Genomic DNA, 17,948 nt, shown 5'->3' with positions numbered 1-17,948 from the left:
ATTAAATAATCAACAGATGAAAAAAACATTCATATTACTATTGTTTATGGGTATGGGGCTGATTCCTTTTGAAGTACCGGGACAGGCGGATGACGATATTTCGGACTCCTACCGCACCATGGTATATAAAAATACGGTGGCTCCCAATACAGCGGAACTACAAAAGTATGTAGACGTACCGGTGAAGCCCTATACCGGAGTGGCGGAAATCGCTATTCCCCTTTATACGATATCGTATGCGGGAATGGAAGTTCCAATTGCATTAAACTATCACCCTTCGGGAATCAAAGTAAGTGAAGAAGCCTCATGGGTCGGTTTAGGCTGGTCTTTGGCCGCTGGGGGGTCCATCTCAAGAAAAGTTGTTGGGCTACCCGATGATTTAAAAAAAACGCTATCATTTCATGATAGTGGCATCGTATACTATGGCCGTGCCCATGAGGATGTAGGTCATTTATTTAGTCCAAATCGAATTAATGCCATGATATCTTATTTAAATGGAAATTCTTCCGACCAATCCTGTTCCCAACATTACAATTCAGTCTGTTCTAACCTCATTGCAAGGACAAAACAAGGAAGGCGCGATGCTTCTCCAGATATCTTTTATTACAATTTTGGGGGTTACACCGGAAAGTTTGTATTTGAAGAAGAAGGTAAGATCATCAATTTAACGGTATCCGACCTTACCATCATCCCCCGGCATGGTAGTGACAAAAAAATCATAGGCTTTGATGTACTCACTCCTGAAGGGATAAAATACATTTTTGAAAGTGCCGAGTTGACCAAAACCTACACTACAGGGGATGCAGGAGGTTGGCTTCAAGACGGACAATATAATGTCTTCAGCCCTACATACAGCCCTGGAAATGGCTATGCGAAGTCTAATTGGGACCCAAATTCAGGAAACCGGACCTACATTAGTACTGCTGACTTCAACACGTATTTGGGAAATCCCCATAATTCCACATGGAAACTCTCCAAGATTGTCAATCTCAATAGCTTGGAGGAAATTGTTTTTACCTATGTTGACGAGGACATGATTACAAAGAGTCCGCCCAACATCCAACAAACGGGATATGAAGAATCCCTTCCGGACTTTGATTATGATGAAGAGAATAGCTTTTTCTTCCCTGTTATATCCAGTGTTGACCATTCCGCTAGCCAAATCCATGGTAAACGGTTATCCAGAATTAGTTGGAAGGGTGGGGAAGTGGTTTTTCTGGCTGGTAGCGTTAGGGAGGATATTCTTTCGGGTTTTTCGAGTAGTTATCCGGTCTTAAATTCCTCAAATTCCAGACGATTGGACCGCATAGAGGTAAAATCCCATACCAACGATTTAATCACGAAGTGGACTTTTAACACCACGTACAATTTGGCCACTGATTATAGCGGTTCCTTACCGACTATTGACAAGCCGTTGTACAAAAGACTACGGTTGAATTCCTTAATCCAGAATCAAGGAGTATCCGGTGTTCAGCCACTCACCCATCAGTTTCATTACTATAATGCGTCCTTGCCCAATAAAATGTCCAACCAAACTGATTATTGGGGCTACTACAAGCCCAATACCGTAGATGGATATGGCTTGACCAAACTATGGTATTATGGTACCGATCCGGTCTCGTCCACCCGTTTGTCAAGATATTCCATATACCCTAGAACCACATATTCGGGCAGCGAATGGATTTTTGACCATGCAGACGGGGATGGGGTCATAGCTACGGCAGTCGATCGTAGCCCTAGTTTGGGGGGTACCAAAGCAGAATCCTTAACGGGCATTACCTACCCTACCGGGGTTGATGTCACAATTGTCAACGAACTGAACACTTTTTATTTGGAAGGTAAAAGTGAGAAAGCGGGTGGGTTAAGAATAGAATACATCCAAACAGATCCGCATATGCGGGTGGATGGCGATGATCGAATTTATATACGCCGTTTTAAATATAAGCATGAAAATGGGACGGACTCGGGGCGAATTATGGCACTTCCGCAATTTGCCGAACACGCACTTACGGGTAGCCAAGATTATTATCGGAGTACTTTTTTTTCTCTCCCCCAAAATGAGTTGGCTATGACCCATGGGTCGTTTGTTGGCTATGAAGAAGTCGAAGAAGTTTTTTATAGCGGAGAGGATGATTTTAGTCCACCATATCGATGGTTGGGCTATACCAAATATTTTTATGACGTACCGGCCTCTTTTGGCGTATTGCAAGAGGATTGGTCCAGTACGAACGGGGAATATATCTATAAGAACACCATCACCGATTATGAGGCATTTGACATCAATATGGCTACGGAACGGTCATCCTACCATCCTTTCCCTCCCAATCCCAATTATGATTGGAACCGAGGCAAATTGTTGCGGAAAGAGATTTATGATTCACAAGGAAATTTAGAACTCGCCGAGGAGAATAATTACGAGATAAAGGAGTACCAAAAAATTCCTGCGCTGCACTCTGGAGGCGGGTATCGAGGTCGTATCGGAAGTTACTATCATTTGGCGGGATGGAATGTATTGCACACCCAGACAAAAACGCAGTATGATTATAGTTCCGGAACCCCAAAAAGCTTATCAACGGTGTATACATATGAACATAACAGTACAAAACATCATCAGCTAACCGCCAAGGAGACCGTGGATAGTAAAAGTGATGTGCTTAGGGAGGAGTACTATTATCCGGACGATGTAATCTCGAACTCCAGCTTGCCGGGAGAAACAATTACCACAACCGATCGCTTGAATATCGCCCAACTGAACAAGGACAACCGCCATCAAAGAGGTACAGTGGTCCAGACCGATCGGCTAAAAGATGGGGTACGAATCCACTCACAACGGACTTTGTTTAAAAACCCCGATAATGGCATGATGTTACCGGAGTTCGTTAAGGACGCCAAAGGAATAAATGCATTAGAAGAACGTGTAGTGCTCGGTAAATATGACAATCTGGGCAACCTTTTACAAGCCTCAAAATCGAATGGTTCTTATGTAGTATATGTCTATGGTTACGAATTGCAATATCCGATTGCCCAAATTGAAGGGGAAATGACCTATGATGAGATCAACAATAGGTATATGGCCACCGATGGGAAAACGCTACAGGACCTATCGGACTATGCGGATTTGGATGTGAGCGCCAGTTCTGAAAACACCTTGAGAAGTTGGTTGACCAAATTAAGACAAAGCCTGGAAAGTTCGGGTAAGGAAGTAAAACTTATGACCTATACCTACGATCCGTTGGTGGGATTGACCAGCATGACCGATACTCGAGGCTATACCGTGTATTATCAATATGACGCTTTTAATCGTCTGGAAAGTATAAAGGATAGTGAGGGGAATATTGTATCGGAAAACGAATACCATTATAAAAACTAAGCTAGTAAACTGGAAAGCATGAAACATCTTCAAATTTTGGTTTTTGCGCTACTAATTTCTTCAATGGCTTGGAGTCAAACGAGCACGGAAAACTATATAAAAACCACACATTACAAAAAGGAAGTACAACCAGGGCAACAAGGTACCGTAGGTGCTGGTGAAAAGAACATTACGGTCACTTATTTTGACGGTATGGGAAGGCCGGAACAACGCATCGATGTTAGGGCTGGTGGACAGCAGCAGGACATTGTCAATTACACCGAATTCGACAAAATTGGAAGGCTATCCCTAGAGCCTTTACCCTGTATTAGTTCGACAAGTAACGGTATGAAATCCGCCGGAGCCCATAGCAGTTTTTGCGACGATTTTTATTCGAATTCAGACTATGACTATTCCTATCCCAATTTTAGCGATAAAAGATATGGTAAATCCCCGTTAAACCGGGTAGAGAAAATATCGGCACCCGGACGGGATTGGCGGATGGGAAGTGGAAATGAACAGGAGTTTGAATACCTCCTAAATGATGCCCAGGAAGTACGATTGTTCGACGTAAGTTTCACGGGAGAAAATACAGAGCAACCCCAATTAGTTGCCAGTGGTTCTTCATACTATGCGGTAAATACTTTGATTAAAAATGTATACCGTAACGAAGATCATTCCGGAACCTTAAAGGACCGGACCAGAGAGGAATTTATGGACAAACAGGGGATGTTGGTATTAAAACGGAACTACGAGAACGAAATCCCCCATGACACCTATTATATATATGACGATTATGATAATTTGACATTTGTTGTGACCCCAAAAGTGAATATTGCCGATGGCGTTTCCACTACCGAATTGAACGAATTGTGTTACCAATACAAATACGATAAGCGAAACCGATTAATTGAAAAGAAATTGCCTGGAAGGGGTTGGGAATCCATAGTGTACAACAAACTGGACCAACCGGTTCTTACACAGGATGCAAACTTGGCCCTACGGGAGCTATGGTTGTTCACGAAATACGATGTTTTGGGGAGAATACTGTACACGGGTTTTTTTGACAGCGATTCAAATCGGGGGAGTCTTCAAACTGTGGTGGACAATCATACCGTCCTTTGGGAAGAAAAACAAGACAATACCATTATCATTGATAACACGTCCCTGTACTATACCAATAACGCATTTCCCACAACCAGCATAGGCGAATTGCACTCCATTACATATTATGACGCCTATGTGGATATGGATGGGTTGGGCATACCCTCTTCCGTTTTCAACCAAACAATAACGTCAGAAATACAGGGTTTACCTACAGTTACAAAGACAAGGGTGTTGGATGGCAATGAATGGATCACAAATGTGCTGGGATATGACGAAAAAGGAAGGGAAATCTTTTCGGCCGCCAAAAATCCCTTTTTAAATACAACGGACAGAGTGGAACACCTTTTGGACTTCACAGGAAATATACAACAGACCAAACATCGACATCAAAAAGGAAGCGCAGAAGAGATTGTAATCATTGATAAATTCACCTATGACGAATGGGACAGGTTGCTTTCGCATAAACAATGCATAGGCAGGGATGGCATTTCCGAATGTGGAACGGTGGACCCCAGTTTGCCTACCAACCCAATTTACGATACGGTCATTACCAGCAGTGTTACCGAACTTGCATCCAATAGCATAACATTGGCCTCTGGTTTTCATTTTAAAGCTACGGCCACCATTAGTTTTTCAGCCAAGATTTCAAGTGTCGCCAGTTCGGAACTCATCGCCGAAAATTCTTATGATGCGTTGGGAAACCTACGGGCAAAAAAAGTGGGCCATACCGCTGCCAGTCCATTGCAAACTTATGATTACAAATACAACATAAGGGGATGGCTTAGACAGCTTAATGATCCCGGTAATCTAGGGAATGACCTTTTTGGGTTTAAAGTAAACTACAATGAAGTGGACCATGGTGCATCACCAAGATTCAATGGCAATATTGCCGAGGTAGCGTGGAAATCAAAAAATGACAACACCTTACGGTGGTATGCCTATAGCTATGATGCATTGGATAGAATAAAGAGTGCAACTTTTACCAATGGAAGGTATTCAGTTTCCAATCTTGATTATGACAAGAATGGTAACTTAATCAAGTTGGACAGAAATGGGTGGCAAAACAGCGGTTCCATTTTTACAGATATGGACAGATTGGTTTTTGGTTACAGTAGTTCATCGAACAAATTAATCAAAGTGCTGGATAACGGAAACGATACGTATGGGTTTACGGATGGGGTCGATCAAGCTAACGAATTCCATTATGATCCCAACGGCAATCTTATTCGGGATCTGAACAAGGCTATAGGTACCGGTTCTCATAACGGAATAACGTACAATCATCTGGATTTACCCAAGGAAATCAAATTTAACCATAGCAGTTCGCAACGAATCAACTATACCTATGATGCCTCCGGAAATCGACTCAAAAAGGAAGTGAGCAATGGTGCAGTCACAGAGTATTCCAATGGGTTTGTGTATACCGATGGGGCACTTTCCTTTTTCCCTATATCTGAAGGGTATGTGACCCCCAACGGAGCGGAAGGGTACGACTATGTGTATCAGTATACCGATCATCTGGAAAATGTCCGCCTCAGCTATTCCGATGCCAATGGGGATGGAAGTATCACCGTAAGTACGGACCCCAATGTCACCGAAATTATTGAGGAAAACAACTACTACCCCTTTGGTCTAAAGCATAAGGGATATAATGATGGTGTAACTGCTTTGGGAAATAGTGTGGGGCAACAATGGAAATTTGGGGATAAACAATATGAAGACAATTGGGATTGGGATAGTTATGACTTTGGCGCCCGTAGTTACGATCCCGAATTGGGCCGATGGATGAGCATAGACCCCTTGGCAGAGGAAATGCGTCGGCACAGTCCATATAACTATGCCTTTAACAATCCTATCTATTATATTGATCCTGACGGGATGCGATCTTGGCGGTTTCCTTGGGCCGATACTGATGAGATTCATGAAGCAAACGACGAGCATTTCAACGAAAAGTTTAGTGATTTTCGTTCGGTTTTATCTGATGCATCAATAGTCGTTGATGAAACAGGGCAAATAATTGATGCTAAAGATGATGGGGATGATAATATATATCTTAATGAAAGAACCGCTGAGAATGTTATAGGAAAAGAACAAAAAGGAAAAAACTATGAAGTTGGAGATTATCTAGAGATGGATGACTTATTTTCTAGTTCCCTGGAAGTATTGCCAGATGGATTTCTTCTTTCTGCCAAGGTAGATCCCATGGAATTCGAAGTATCCCCTTTAATAGGAGGGCTTAAAAATGCGGCAAAATATGTAGTTTACTTTGCTAAAGGTGCCAAAGGTTTTAAATATGTTGGGATTACCAATAATTTTGCTAGAAGAGCAGCCGAACATTTAAGAGCAAGAGGTTTTGTAATTCAACCTTTATTGAAAAACCTCACTAAAGCTGATGCGCGTGCAGTGGAACAGGCTTTAATAGAAATCTATAAATTAGGGGGTAAATCGGGACAAACAGGGCAACTACTCAATAAAATAAATAGTATTGCGAAGACCAATCCAAAGTATGCGGCTGCTCTAAAAAGAGGATATGAATTATTGAGCACAATCGGTATAAAATAAATATTTATGAAGCTAAAAAAAAAGATAGAATTAGGAGATCTCTTTGAATTAGAAACATCGAAAGGTAAAGCATACTTACAATTTGTAAAATATCCCAAGGATACTTCTGAAGTTGAAAAGATAAAAGTGTTTTATTCTTTATTTCAAGAAGAGCCTAAGTCAATTGAAAAAATGGTAGTATCCGAAGATTATTTTTATCTTGATTTTCCTTTAAAGGCCGCACACAAAAAAAACATTGTTTCTTTTGTAGGCAATGTTGCTTTGGATAAAGAATTTTCGTGCCCGAAATATTACAGGACAGAAAATCCGTTTGGCGAGGGATGGCATATTGTAAACTCAGAAACCTGGGAACGGGAATCTGTTGAAACGTTAACGGAAGAGCAAAAAAAATTGTCTCCGTGGGGGGTATGGAATGATACTTTATTAATAGAAAAACTGGAAAATAACTGGAGGTTATATAACTGGATTTAGTTGCTATTCTCGGCTCAGTACTCGTTGTGCTCATTCCCTACTTGTGCGCAATCAGCAAAGCGTATCCCCCGTATTCTATGATAAAACCAAGCCTATGAATGTTAAAATTTTATGCGGCATATTTTAAGTTGTCAACATAGGGTGTTCCCCCCCGCTAGCGCTCGTCTCTGACGAGTGCCGTATCGAGTAGGCAAAAAACATAAAAAACCCAAAAGAAGCCATGACTTATGTTGTGGCTTTTTTGTTACCCCCTCGCTAGCGCTCGTCTGTGACGGGTGCCATACCAGAAAAAATGGTTCTGAGTAAAAGTCATGGTTTTGTATTTTTAGAACTATATGAGCAGAAAGTACAAATTCCAGAATCCGACGGCCGCTTACTTTGTAAGCTTTGCCACTGTATATTGGTTGGATGTTTTTGTACGGGAGGAATACTTTCAGGTTTTGGCTACCAGTGTTGATTATTGTCGAAAGGAAAAGGGGTTGGAACTGTATGCCTACTGCTTTATGCCAAGCCATATTCATTTCATATTTCGGGATTCCAATGAGAATCCAACAGCTTTGTTAAGGGATTTCAAAAAATACACTGCGAAGAAGATGATCCGTGCCATTGAGGAAAATCCACAAGAGAGTAGAAAAGAATGGTTGCTTTGGATGTTTGAACATGGCGGGAAAAAGAAAGGCAACATATCAAAATATCAATTTTGGCAACACCATAACAAGCCCATTGAGCTTTGGAGCACATCTGTCATCAAACAGAAGATTGATTATGTTCACAACAATCCAGTTGAATCCGGTTTTGTTACTGAACCAACGGAATGAAAATATAGTAGTGCACGGAATTTTGCGGGTGATCATACTATTCTGGAAATAGATGAGATTGGTTTTTTGGCATAAATTGTTGCTACTATAGCACTCGTTGCAAACGAGCGCTAGCAGGGGGAAAGCTAGAAAGCGTAAATTGCAAAAAGAGCAAAAAGCTCGTGGACAGAGAAATAAGCAAAAGAAAGGTTCCGAAAAAGGAACTGGAACAGGAAGAAGATAATTTGACAGATGCAAAATAGCTTTTCCATAATAGAATTTGAACAGCTCTCACTTTCCGAGAAGATTGATTTTTTAGACGAAAACGATGTCTCTTACAATTTCGAGGATAAGGCTTATTTTATAAAATTTATAAAGAAAAATATCCAAAAGAGCTCAGATTATTGGATTGTGTCTTCATTAGTTGATTTGGCTTCCGATTTAAAACTAGAAGATAATGAACTGTTTGATTCTTTTATGGGTTTGCTTGTGTGCTCCAATCATTACCTCATAAAATTAAGTGTTTTAGACTTCCAAGTAGAAACATATGATATTTATTATTCCAAGAGGAAGTCGTCATTTGATAGATTGAGAGACTTTAACAAGAGAATCAAGGAACGTCTTATTGTTAGAAACCAAATGTTGATGAATCTAATGTTGTATGATAAGGAAAACAGGCTAACCTATCTTGTAGAGCTCTTGGAAAATTTAAAAAGAACCATGGATTACAGAAGTCATATGAGAGTTTTCAATATGATAATCAATCATGACTTCTTCTCTTTTATGGATAAAAATTATATAAGTCGATTACTCGATATTAGTGAAGGTAAATTTCTGGGTAAAGCCGTTGAAGATAAAATCAATGAACTCAAAAACATTATGAATGGCACTAGCGCCAAATTCTGAAGCGATATTTTAAATTAAAACATCAAGCAAAAAACCGCCGAAATGGCGGTTTTGCTGTGATTACCCTCCTGCCCAGTTAGTGCCCGATTAGCAAAGCGTATCGCGTTCCCACCTTACTGCTAAATTTACACTGGCGGTAAAGCAAATAAACCAAAAGAACCACGGCAATATTGTTGTGGTTCTTTTGGTAGTATCTGTTTTTTCACCTCTAAAAACATTGAATACCTTGTTGACTCCGCCATACTGGTCCGTTCACATTATTGTTAGCTATAAAATGGTCTTTTAGTTTTAATGACCCGAGAAGATTGGAATGCCGACTAGGCTTTTCTTGTCAGCATTCCGGGTTTGTGCCCACGAGAAGATTCGAATGCTGACGGGGTTTACCTGTCAGCATCCCGATATGGTGGAGCCATCGTCGGGACTTCCACTATACTTTTCGATGAACTTTTGCAGTCGGGCCTTGGAAAGGTTTTTAAGTTTCCGCTCCAGTATCATCGCCTCTCCCCTGGAATCCTTTTCGGTGGTCCAAACCACTTTCCATAATCGGTAGGGTGCTGTGGATTTGAACAGACCCGAGTTATGTCGATCCAAACGGTTGGTCAGGGCCATGGTTTGGCCGACATAATACTTGTCAAACTTTGGACTGTAGAGGATGTAGACATGAAATCCCAAAAGCGAAGGTTTGTGCCCACGAGAAGATTCGAATGCTGACGAGGCATACCTGTCAGCATCCCGATATGGCGGAGCCATCGTCGGGACTTCCACCATACTTTTCGATGAACTTTTGCAGTCGGGCCTTGGAAAGGTTTTTAAGTTTCCGCTCCAGTATCATGGCCTCCCCCCTGGAATTCTTTTCGGTCATCCAAACTACTTTCCATAATCGGTAGGGTGCTGTGGATTTGACCAGACCCGAGTTATGTCGATCCAAACGGTTGGTCAGGGCCATGGTTTGGCCGACATAATACTTGTCAAACTTTGGACTGTAGAGGATGTAGACATGAAATCCCAAAAACGGAGGTTTGTGCCCACGAGAAGATTCGAATGCTGACGAGGTTTACCTGTCAGCATCCCGATATGGTGGAGCCATCGTCGGGATTTCCACTATACTTTTCGATGAACTTTTGCAGTCGGGCCTTGGAAAGGTTTTTAAGTTTCCGCTCCAGTATCATCGCCTCTCCCCTGGAATCCTTTTCGGTGGTCCAAACCACTTTCCATAATCGGTAGGGTGCTGTGGATTTGACCAGACCCGAGTTATGTCGATCCAAACGGTTGGTCAGGGCCATGGTTTGGCCGACATAATACTTGTCAAACTTTGGACTGTAGAGGATGTAGACATGAAATCCCAAAAGCGAAGGTTTGTGCCCACGAGAAGATTCGAACTTCCACGGGATTGCTCCCACTACCCCCTCAAGGTAGCGTGTCTACCAATTCCACCACGTGGGCATTTTAGGTGGGCAAAAATACATAAATTCTTCTCTTGGACACAACACTCGTCCCTTGGTTTTCCAAGGGATTTTTTTGTCCAATAGGCCGTAAATACGGTGAATTGTTAAATTTTAACGCTTGTTTATCAACTTGGAAGGATTTAAATTGTAGATTTGTTTAACGATTCCAGATAAAAAATGAACAACGTTAAAAAATCCTTTAGTATCCGTGATATGGAGAACCTTTCAGGAATCAAGGCGCATACCATACGGATATGGGAAAAGCGCTACAATCTTTTTTCCCCCGAAAGGACCGTCACCAACATTAGGACGTATAGTTTAAAAAGTCTACAAAAATTATTAAACATAGTCCTGCTTTACCATAACGGCTATAAGATTTCAAAAATCGCCAAAATACCGGAAAGTGAAATTCCGGTCCTGGTCCGTGAAATTGTGGCCAAAAACAGCGAAAAGAGCCATGCCATAAATGCCTTTAAGCTCTCCATGATCAATTTTGATCAAGCCCTTTTCTTTAATACGTACAATAGTTTATTGGCAGAACGTTCCTTTAGGGAAATATTCATTGAGGTCTTTATCCCCTTATTGAATGAGCTTGGACTGCTTTGGCAAACGGATACCATTAGTCCGTCCCACGAGCATTTTATTACCAATCTCATCAAACAAAAGATATACATTAATACGGAGAAATTACAAATTATTGAACCTACCCGGAAGGACAAGGTATTTGTGCTGTTTCTCCCGGAGAATGAAATCCATGAGTTGGGACTGCTCTTTCTGAATTATGAAATTAATCTAAAAGGGTACAAAGCCATCTATTTGGGACAGACCATGCCCATTGAAAACCTTGTGGACATTATTAAGTACTACGAAAATGTGCATTTTGTGTCCTACTTCACTGTTTCGCCCACCAAGGACGAAATAGAAAAGTACATTGAAAACTTTGAAAAAGATGTGAACTCCCTGGGCAATTCCAAACTTTGGATATTGGGACACCAAGTACAGCACTTATTGAACGAAGACCTTCCGGAGTCCATTAGGACGTTTAATTCCATTGAGCGTTTAATGAGTCATATGTAATCGCTTTTACAAAAAAATGAAAAAGGTTGTTATCATCGGTTCGGGTTTTTCCTCCCTTTCGGCGGCATGTTATCTGGCCAAATCCGGATGCAAGGTCTCCGTTTTTGAAAAGAACGGAACCGTTGGTGGCCGGGCCAGACAACTTCAAAAGGATGGCTTCACCTTTGACATTGGACCAAGTTGGTATTGGATGCCGGATATTTTTGAGAAATTCTTTTCTGATTTTGGCAAATCCACTTCGGATTACTATCAACTGGATAAATTGGACCCCGCCTATAAAATCTTCTTTTCCGATGATGTGATCACCATTGGTGACTGCATGGACAAAATATGTGAGGAGTTCGAACGGATTGAAACGGGAAGCAGTGAACCCTTACGAAGCTTCATAGGGAAAGCGCAGGACAACTACAATATCGCTATCAATAAAATTGTCCTTAAACCGGGACTGTCCCCATTGGAGTTGGTCACCAAGGACACGGTGTTACGGGTAGACCAATTTTTTAAGTCCATTAGTCAAGAAGTCAGAAAAAGGTTCCAAAATCCAAAATTGATTTCAACATTGGAATTTCCCGTTTTGTTCCTTGGGGCAAAACCCAGTAAGACCCCTTCTTTTTACAGCTTTATGAACTTTGCCGATTTTGGTCTTGGGACATGGCACCCAAAAGGGGGCATGTACGAAATCATAAAGGCCATGAAAAGTCTGGCGGAAGAACTTGGCGTCCGTTTTTATACAAACAGCCCGGTAGAAAAGATTGAAGTAGCCCAAGGAAAGGTAAGTGGAATCGTTTCCAAAGGGAATAGGATTGTTGCCGATATTGTTATCAGTGGTGCGGACTACCATCATTCCGAAACCCTTTTGGACCACAAATACAGACAATATTCAGAACGCTACTGGGACAAAAAGACCTATGCCCCATCCTCCCTCCTATTTTACGTGGGTTTCAGCAAAAAGCTGCAAAAGATAGAACACCACAACCTATTCTTTGACACGAATTTTGAGCTGCATGCCGAAGAAATCTACGACCATCCCAAATGGCCGTCCGAGCCTTTGTTCTATGCCAATTTTCCATCCAAAACAGATGGGACCATGGCCCCCGAGGGATGTGAGGCCGGCTTCTTTTTAATTCCCATTGCACCGGGCCTGGAGGATACCCAGGAACTAAGGAACCAATATTTTGACATTATCATGGACCGTTTTGAAAAACGTACGGAACAGTCCGTGAAGGAAAACATTTTATTCGAGGAAAGCTTTTGTGTGAACGATTTTGTGGAACAGTACAATTCGTACAAGGGCAATGCCTATGGTATGGCGAACACCTTGGCACAGACCGCATTTTTAAGACCTAACCTAAAAAGTAATAAAGTTGAAAACCTCTATTTCACAGGACAATTGACCGTTCCGGGGCCAGGAGTACCCCCTTCCCTAATTTCTGGAAAATTGGTCTCTGAACTAACCCTAAAAAACTGTTGAAAATGAAAGCTATATTTGATAACGTTTCCTACGGCTGTAGTAAGCTCGTTACAGAATCTTACAGTACTTCCTTTTCATTGGCCACCAGAATGCTAGGAACCTCAATACGGAACGATATTTACAATATTTATGGTTTTGTCCGCTTTGCCGATGAAATCGTGGACACCTTCCATGATTACGACAAGGAAACCCTCTTCAATAATTTTGAAAAGGAACTCTACAGTGCCCTGGAAAATAAAATCAGCTTAAATCCCATTTTAAATTCCTTTCAATTTACATTCCACAGCTATGACATTCCCATGCACCTGGTTGAGGCATTTATGAAAAGTATGCGCATGGACCTCGTAAAAAAGGAATACGCCACTACAGCAGAATATAAGGAGTATATCTATGGCTCCGCCGATGTGGTAGGATTAATGTGCCTCTGTGTCTTTGTGAACGGGGACAAGGAAAAATACAACTCCCTAAAAGATACCGCGATGGCCTTGGGTTCCGCTTTTCAAAAAGTGAATTTCCTTAGGGACTTAAAAGCGGATTACGAACTCTTGGAACGGTCGTATTTCCCCAATACCAATTTATTGGAACTGGATGAAGCTTCCAAAAAAAGAATTGTTGCGGAAATTGAGGCAGATTTTGCCAAAGGGTTCAGTGGAATAGAAAAATTACCACCAGAAGCCAAGTTTGGTGTCTATACCGCTTTTAAGTACTACAAAAGGTTATTGGCCAAACTCAAAAAGACACCACCACTCGAGATAAAAAACACACGGATACGTGTTCCCAACTATGAAAAAATTGGGCTTTTGGCCAAATCCTATGTAAACTATAAGTTACATTTGGTGTAAGTATGAAACTCTTTCTTGGTATACTCATTTTTTTGGGAACCTTTGGCTTTATGGAATTTATGGCGTGGTTTACCCATAAGTACATTATGCATGGTTTTCTTTGGAGCCTCCACAAGGACCATCACCATAAGGACCACGATTCCTGGTTTGAACGCAACGATGCTTTCTTCCTCTTTTATGCGGTGGTAAGCATGTCCTTTTTAATGATTGCGGATAACACCCCATTCTGGTATGGCTGGCCCTTGGGCTTCGGTATTTTGGCTTATGGAATTGCCTATTTTGTGGTTCACGACATCTTTATCCACCAGCGTTTTAAACTTTTTAGGAGTGCCAATAATTGGTATGCAAGGGGGGTAAGACGGGCCCATAAAATACACCATAAGCACCTGGGCAAGGAAGATGGGGAGAATTTTGGTATGTTGGTGGTTCCCTTTAAGTACTTCAAAAAATAATGCTTGAAAAGGCAGTGATCATTGGTGCCGGAATTGGAGGTTTGGCAACGTCCATACGTCTTAGGGCCAAGGGCCATCACGTAACCGTTTTTGAGTCCAATGCCTATCCCGGAGGGAAACTTCATGAAAAAACGGTAAATGGTTTTCGGTTCGATATGGGACCATCCCTGTTTACCATGCCATGGCTGGTTGATGAGCTTTTTCTCCTATGCAAAAAGAATCCCAAGGATTATTTTGACTACAAAAGGAAGAAAACCATCTGTAATTACTTCTGGCAAGATGGCACCACATTTTCCGCGGCATCCACAAGGGAACGATTCATTACCGAAGCATCCCAAAAGTTTAATGAACCTCCCCAAAAATTGCTGGCCTATTTAAATGGCAACCAACGAAAGTACGAACTGACCAAAGGTGTCTTTTTGGAGAAATCCCTTCACAAACTAAGCACCTACCTTTCTTTGGAAACCCTAAAAGCCGCCACTAAAATCGGGGTAATGGGAATTGATGAAAGTTTGAACGATTGGAACTCCAAATTCTTTGAAAATCCAAAGTTGGTACAGCTGTTCAACAGATTTGCCACCTACAATGGTTCGTCTCCCTACAAAACCCCGGGAATCATGTCCATGATACCACATCTGGAGATGGATTTGGGCACCTACTTTCCCTATGGGGGAATGCATCAAATAACAAGGTCCTTATACACTTTGGCAAAGGAAATTGGTGTGGAATTTAAGTTCAACGTCCCGGTAGAGCGTATTGCTGTGAAGCACAAAAAGGTTTCTGGGGTGGTAACCCCTTCCGGTGAGGAAAGTGCCTCCGTTGTGGTGAGCAATATGGATATTTTCCCTACCTACCAAAAACTTCTTGTGGATCAAGTCCAGCCAAAGAAGGTTCTGGAGCAGGAACGTTCCAGCTCTGCCCTCATTTTTTACTGGGGAATAAAAAGAACGTTCCCTGAGCTCGACTTGCACAACATCTTTTTTAGTGCGGATTATGAATCCGAATTTGACTGTATTTTCAATAAAAGGACATTGTTTGAAGACCCCACCGTCTACATAAACATTACTTCCAAGGAAGAATCCAAAGATGCACCGGAAGGATGCGAGAATTGGTTTGTGATGATCAATACACCTGGGGATTATGGCCAGGATTGGAAAACGTTAAAACAACAGGCCAGGAAGCGGATTATTGAAAAACTCAACTCCATATTGGGTTGTACGCTAGAGGACCATATTGTTGAAGAAATGATATTGGAACCCAAAGGGATCGAAGGGAATACCAGTAGTTACCGAGGAGCATTATACGGAGCTGCAAGCAATTCCAAATTTTCGGCTTTTTTAAGACATCCCAATTTTACCAATAAAATAAAGGGGCTTTATTTCTGTGGTGGTTCCGTGCATCCCGGAGGGGGAATACCCCTTTGCCTGCTTTCGGCCAAAATAGTATCGGACCTGGTTAAAAAACCTGCCCTATGAAGCATGTTATTTCCAAAAAAATATATCTATCCCTATTCCTTATCTGGCTTTTTCATAGTAGCGGTATCATCGGAATTGCATTGGGCCATAAGGAATGGTTTATTCCAAAAACCCCTTTAAATCTTTTGGTGTGCACCGCACTTTTTATTTGGGTCTATCCGCTTGATTCAAAAAGAAAATGGGGCGTTTTTGGATTGTTTTTCTTTATCGGAATGTTCCTGGAGTGGCTGGGGGCCAATTATTCCCTACTGTTCGGCAGTTATGATTACGGTGAGAACCTGGGTTATAAAGTGGACGGCGTTCCCCTCTTTATTGGAATAAATTGGGCATTGTTGACCTTTATTACCGGGGAGCTTTCAAAAAGAGCCACCAAAAACATTTGGTTTAGGGGAACCATAGGAGCGTTGCTGATGGTGTTTCTGGATTTTTTAATGGAGCAGAGTGCCCCAAGTTTTGACTTTTGGAGTTTTGGGGAACACGTTCCCCTGGAAAACTACATCACATGGTTCTTGGTCGCCTTTATATTCCAAATCGTATTCCAAAAAACGAAAATGGAGGGGAACACGAATATTAGTCTGCATTTATTTTTGGCTCAAATGGTGTTCTTTGGATACTTTATGGTATTCCCTATTTAGTTAAACCGGGAATGGGATTTTGCCCATTCCATGTTCCAATGGACCTATAGGGTTGGAACCTCGCAAATAACTCTTCCCGATACCATCCCAATTCCCGGGTCTTCCCAATGGCCTTTACATGGCCCTGGGTCTGATAGGCAAATGCATTCAAAGAAGCTTCATCTTTCCAAACGCTAAAGGTGGCCATTTGTTGAAATGGGACCTCCCCTACCCCCTTGGTGTACATCAAACCGTTGTTCCCCCAGAGCTCCGTTTGGGATTTTGGGACAAATCTCCAGAATTTCCACAAAAACCTTGTCTTGATCGTGGCACGGGTCAGGGCAGCCACATAGGGAATTTGATCGGTCAGGGTTTCGGATTTTTTAAATGGATTTGAGCCATCCCAATGTCCTCGGGCAATTCGGTTCCTAAGATATAAAACCCAATGCTCTTTTGACATTTTTTGGTAATGGTGGAAGAGTCCGTTCGACGAAAAAAACCTATCTGCAGCAGCTTCATTTGACCAAATCTGTAGTATGGCGTACACGGACCAATCCGGAAATGGGTTGAACTGGGCTTTTCCGGTACCCATAAGTTTATAGAATTCCATTCCCTTAACGTGCCGCATTCGCGCATGGGCAAACTGCATCATACCAAATGCCCATATTTTTCCCTTAAGGCCTGTAAACCTAAAAAAGCTTATGGTGGTTAGCTGTCCCATTATTTTTTCGTCCAATGGCTCCATAAGCTAAGATATGATTTAGGGAGAAGCAAAAGCATCACATTTTTACGTAAAATAGGAATTGGCCTATTGCAGCAACAACCCATCAATAAGCCCATGGACTTTAGAGGTGTTCCAATCCGCTATACCTTCTTGTTCAACAACGATAAAGCCCTCCTTATCGATGAGATAGGAATATGGGGGTTTGGGAATTTCCAGGGGCGCCCTATCGCCAATAATAAGATAGGTCAATGGGAAGGTGAATTGCTGTTTTTCCATGAACTCCTCTACAGGGGGCCTCTCCTCATCCGTAATGATGTAAAAGTCAATCTTACCCCGGTATTTTTCATATAGGGATTGGATACTTGAAAGTTCGGCCTCGGAAGGTAGGCGCCAAGACGCCCAAAAATTGATAAAAACTACCCTACCCCTTGATGCTTCAAAATTAAAAAAGTTCCATTCGGCGTCCTTCAACCGCCAGTTGTAATCCGGTAGTTGTTCCCGCTTGGAAACCTCAATAACATCTGGAGAGAAGGAGAAAAGTCGATTTAAAAAAATCTTCCCATAATGACCAAGTGGGGTTACAAAAAAAGCGAGAACAACAAGAATGAGCAGGACATTAAGGAACGTCTTCTTTTTGGTCATAATGAATTGGGTTA

General features: G+C 41.8%; 15 protein-coding genes, 1 tRNA gene and 1 pseudogene. 11 read left to right on the top strand and 6 right to left on the bottom strand.

The window, feature by feature from the left end:
- The first annotated feature begins 16 nt into the window (after positions 1–16).
- The 5 genes and pseudogenes from L0P88_RS18950 to L0P88_RS18930 all read left to right on the top strand — a co-directional run bounded on the left by L0P88_RS18950 (position 17) and on the right by L0P88_RS18930 (position 9,192).
- Positions 17–3,370, top strand: coding sequence for an RHS repeat domain-containing protein (locus L0P88_RS18950; protein ID WP_247131471.1), 3,354 nt, complete (start codon positions 17–19; stop codon positions 3,368–3,370).
- An 18-nt stretch (positions 3,371–3,388) separates the two neighbouring features.
- Positions 3,389–7,018 carry a DUF6443 domain-containing protein gene (locus L0P88_RS18945; protein ID WP_247131470.1) on the top strand — a complete coding sequence of 1,210 codons (3,630 nt, stop codon included), beginning with the start codon at positions 3,389–3,391 and terminating at the stop codon, positions 7,016–7,018.
- A 6-nt stretch (positions 7,019–7,024) separates the two neighbouring features.
- A complete protein-coding gene (locus L0P88_RS18940; protein ID WP_247131469.1) occupies positions 7,025–7,489 on the top strand; it encodes a hypothetical protein in 465 nt (154 codons plus the stop codon).
- 335 nt (positions 7,490–7,824) lie between these two features.
- A pseudogene (locus L0P88_RS18935) lies at positions 7,825–8,304 on the top strand (transposase); the annotation flags it as partial.
- A gap of 234 nt (positions 8,305–8,538) precedes the next feature.
- Positions 8,539–9,192, top strand: a complete 654-nt coding sequence (locus tag L0P88_RS18930; RefSeq protein ID WP_247131467.1) for a hypothetical protein — start codon at positions 8,539–8,541, stop codon at positions 9,190–9,192.
- 387 nt (positions 9,193–9,579) lie between these two features.
- Here L0P88_RS18930 and L0P88_RS18925 read toward each other — a convergent pair whose 3' ends face one another.
- The 4 genes from L0P88_RS18925 to L0P88_RS18910 form a co-directional block, all read right to left on the bottom strand.
- Positions 9,580–9,864 (bottom strand): GIY-YIG nuclease family protein, encoded by a 285-nt coding sequence (locus L0P88_RS18925; RefSeq protein WP_247131466.1) that lies wholly within the window; start codon positions 9,862–9,864, stop codon positions 9,580–9,582.
- 52 nt (positions 9,865–9,916) lie between these two features.
- Complete coding sequence (locus L0P88_RS18920) at positions 9,917–10,201, bottom strand: GIY-YIG nuclease family protein (protein ID WP_247131465.1); 285 nt, start codon at positions 10,199–10,201, stop codon at positions 9,917–9,919.
- A gap of 52 nt (positions 10,202–10,253) precedes the next feature.
- Entirely contained in the window at positions 10,254–10,538 is a 285-nt protein-coding gene (locus L0P88_RS18915; protein ID WP_247131464.1) for a GIY-YIG nuclease family protein, read from the bottom strand.
- A 13-nt stretch (positions 10,539–10,551) separates the two neighbouring features.
- Positions 10,552–10,635 (bottom strand) — tRNA-Leu (locus L0P88_RS18910).
- Positions 10,636–10,814: 179 nt separating this feature from the next.
- Here L0P88_RS18910 and L0P88_RS18905 point away from each other — a divergent pair.
- Genes L0P88_RS18905 through L0P88_RS18880 form a run of 6 tightly spaced genes read left to right on the top strand, consistent with a single transcriptional unit; the run spans position 10,815 to position 16,589 of the window.
- Positions 10,815–11,714, top strand: coding sequence for a MerR family transcriptional regulator (locus L0P88_RS18905; protein WP_247131463.1), 900 nt, complete (start codon positions 10,815–10,817; stop codon positions 11,712–11,714).
- Between the two features lie 16 nt (positions 11,715–11,730).
- Positions 11,731–13,185 (top strand): phytoene desaturase family protein, encoded by a 1,455-nt coding sequence (locus tag L0P88_RS18900; RefSeq protein WP_247131462.1) that lies wholly within the window; start codon positions 11,731–11,733, stop codon positions 13,183–13,185.
- Between the two features lie 2 nt (positions 13,186–13,187).
- Positions 13,188–14,027, top strand: coding sequence for a phytoene/squalene synthase family protein (locus L0P88_RS18895; protein WP_247131461.1), 840 nt, complete (start codon positions 13,188–13,190; stop codon positions 14,025–14,027).
- Between the two features lie 2 nt (positions 14,028–14,029).
- Complete coding sequence (locus L0P88_RS18890) at positions 14,030–14,479, top strand: sterol desaturase family protein (protein ID WP_247131460.1); 450 nt, start codon at positions 14,030–14,032, stop codon at positions 14,477–14,479.
- On the top strand, positions 14,479–15,954 hold the full coding sequence (gene crtD, locus L0P88_RS18885) for a 1-hydroxycarotenoid 3,4-desaturase CrtD (RefSeq protein WP_247131459.1): 1,476 nt from the start codon (positions 14,479–14,481) through the stop codon (positions 15,952–15,954). Before L0P88_RS18890 ends, crtD begins: the two co-directional genes overlap by 1 nt.
- A complete protein-coding gene (locus L0P88_RS18880) occupies positions 15,951–16,589 on the top strand; it encodes a carotenoid biosynthesis protein (protein WP_247131458.1) in 639 nt (212 codons plus the stop codon). The genes crtD and L0P88_RS18880 overlap by 4 nt, the downstream gene beginning before the upstream one ends.
- Here the strand turns inward: L0P88_RS18880 and L0P88_RS18875 are convergent.
- Together L0P88_RS18875 and L0P88_RS18870 are read right to left on the bottom strand one after the other, a co-directional pair.
- Positions 16,582–17,313, bottom strand: coding sequence for a DUF3291 domain-containing protein (locus L0P88_RS18875; protein WP_247131457.1), 732 nt, complete (start codon positions 17,311–17,313; stop codon positions 16,582–16,584). The two genes, L0P88_RS18880 and L0P88_RS18875, sit on opposite strands and share 8 nt — an antisense overlap.
- A 63-nt stretch (positions 17,314–17,376) precedes the next feature.
- A complete protein-coding gene (locus tag L0P88_RS18870; protein WP_313791574.1) occupies positions 17,377–17,934 on the bottom strand; it encodes a TlpA disulfide reductase family protein in 558 nt (185 codons plus the stop codon).
- Positions 17,935–17,948 lie beyond the last annotated feature (14 nt).

It is taken from the genome of Muricauda sp. SCSIO 64092, from assembly GCF_023016285.1.
Classification (GTDB): Bacteria; Bacteroidota; Bacteroidia; order Flavobacteriales; family Flavobacteriaceae; genus Croceivirga.
This window is presented reverse-complemented; position numbering and strand designations above follow the sequence as displayed.

Coding starts and splice junctions, on each gene's coding strand:
- L0P88_RS18950 (WP_247131471.1), top strand. CDS start 17: ATGAAAAAAACATTCATATTACTATTGTTTATGGGTATGGGGCTGATT.
- L0P88_RS18945 (WP_247131470.1), top strand. CDS start 3,389: ATGAAACATCTTCAAATTTTGGTTTTTGCGCTACTAATTTCTTCAATG.
- L0P88_RS18940 (WP_247131469.1), top strand. CDS start 7,025: ATGAAGCTAAAAAAAAAGATAGAATTAGGAGATCTCTTTGAATTAGAA.
- L0P88_RS18930 (WP_247131467.1), top strand. CDS start 8,539: ATGCAAAATAGCTTTTCCATAATAGAATTTGAACAGCTCTCACTTTCC.
- L0P88_RS18905 (WP_247131463.1), top strand. CDS start 10,815: ATGAACAACGTTAAAAAATCCTTTAGTATCCGTGATATGGAGAACCTT.
- L0P88_RS18900 (WP_247131462.1), top strand. CDS start 11,731: ATGAAAAAGGTTGTTATCATCGGTTCGGGTTTTTCCTCCCTTTCGGCG.
- L0P88_RS18895 (WP_247131461.1), top strand. CDS start 13,188: ATGAAAGCTATATTTGATAACGTTTCCTACGGCTGTAGTAAGCTCGTT.
- L0P88_RS18890 (WP_247131460.1), top strand. CDS start 14,030: ATGAAACTCTTTCTTGGTATACTCATTTTTTTGGGAACCTTTGGCTTT.
- crtD (WP_247131459.1), top strand. CDS start 14,479: ATGCTTGAAAAGGCAGTGATCATTGGTGCCGGAATTGGAGGTTTGGCA.
- L0P88_RS18880 (WP_247131458.1), top strand. CDS start 15,951: ATGAAGCATGTTATTTCCAAAAAAATATATCTATCCCTATTCCTTATC.
- L0P88_RS18875 (WP_247131457.1), bottom strand. CDS start 17,313: ATGGAGCCATTGGACGAAAAAATAATGGGACAGCTAACCACCATAAGC.
- L0P88_RS18870 (WP_313791574.1), bottom strand. CDS start 17,934: ATGACCAAAAAGAAGACGTTCCTTAATGTCCTGCTCATTCTTGTTGTT.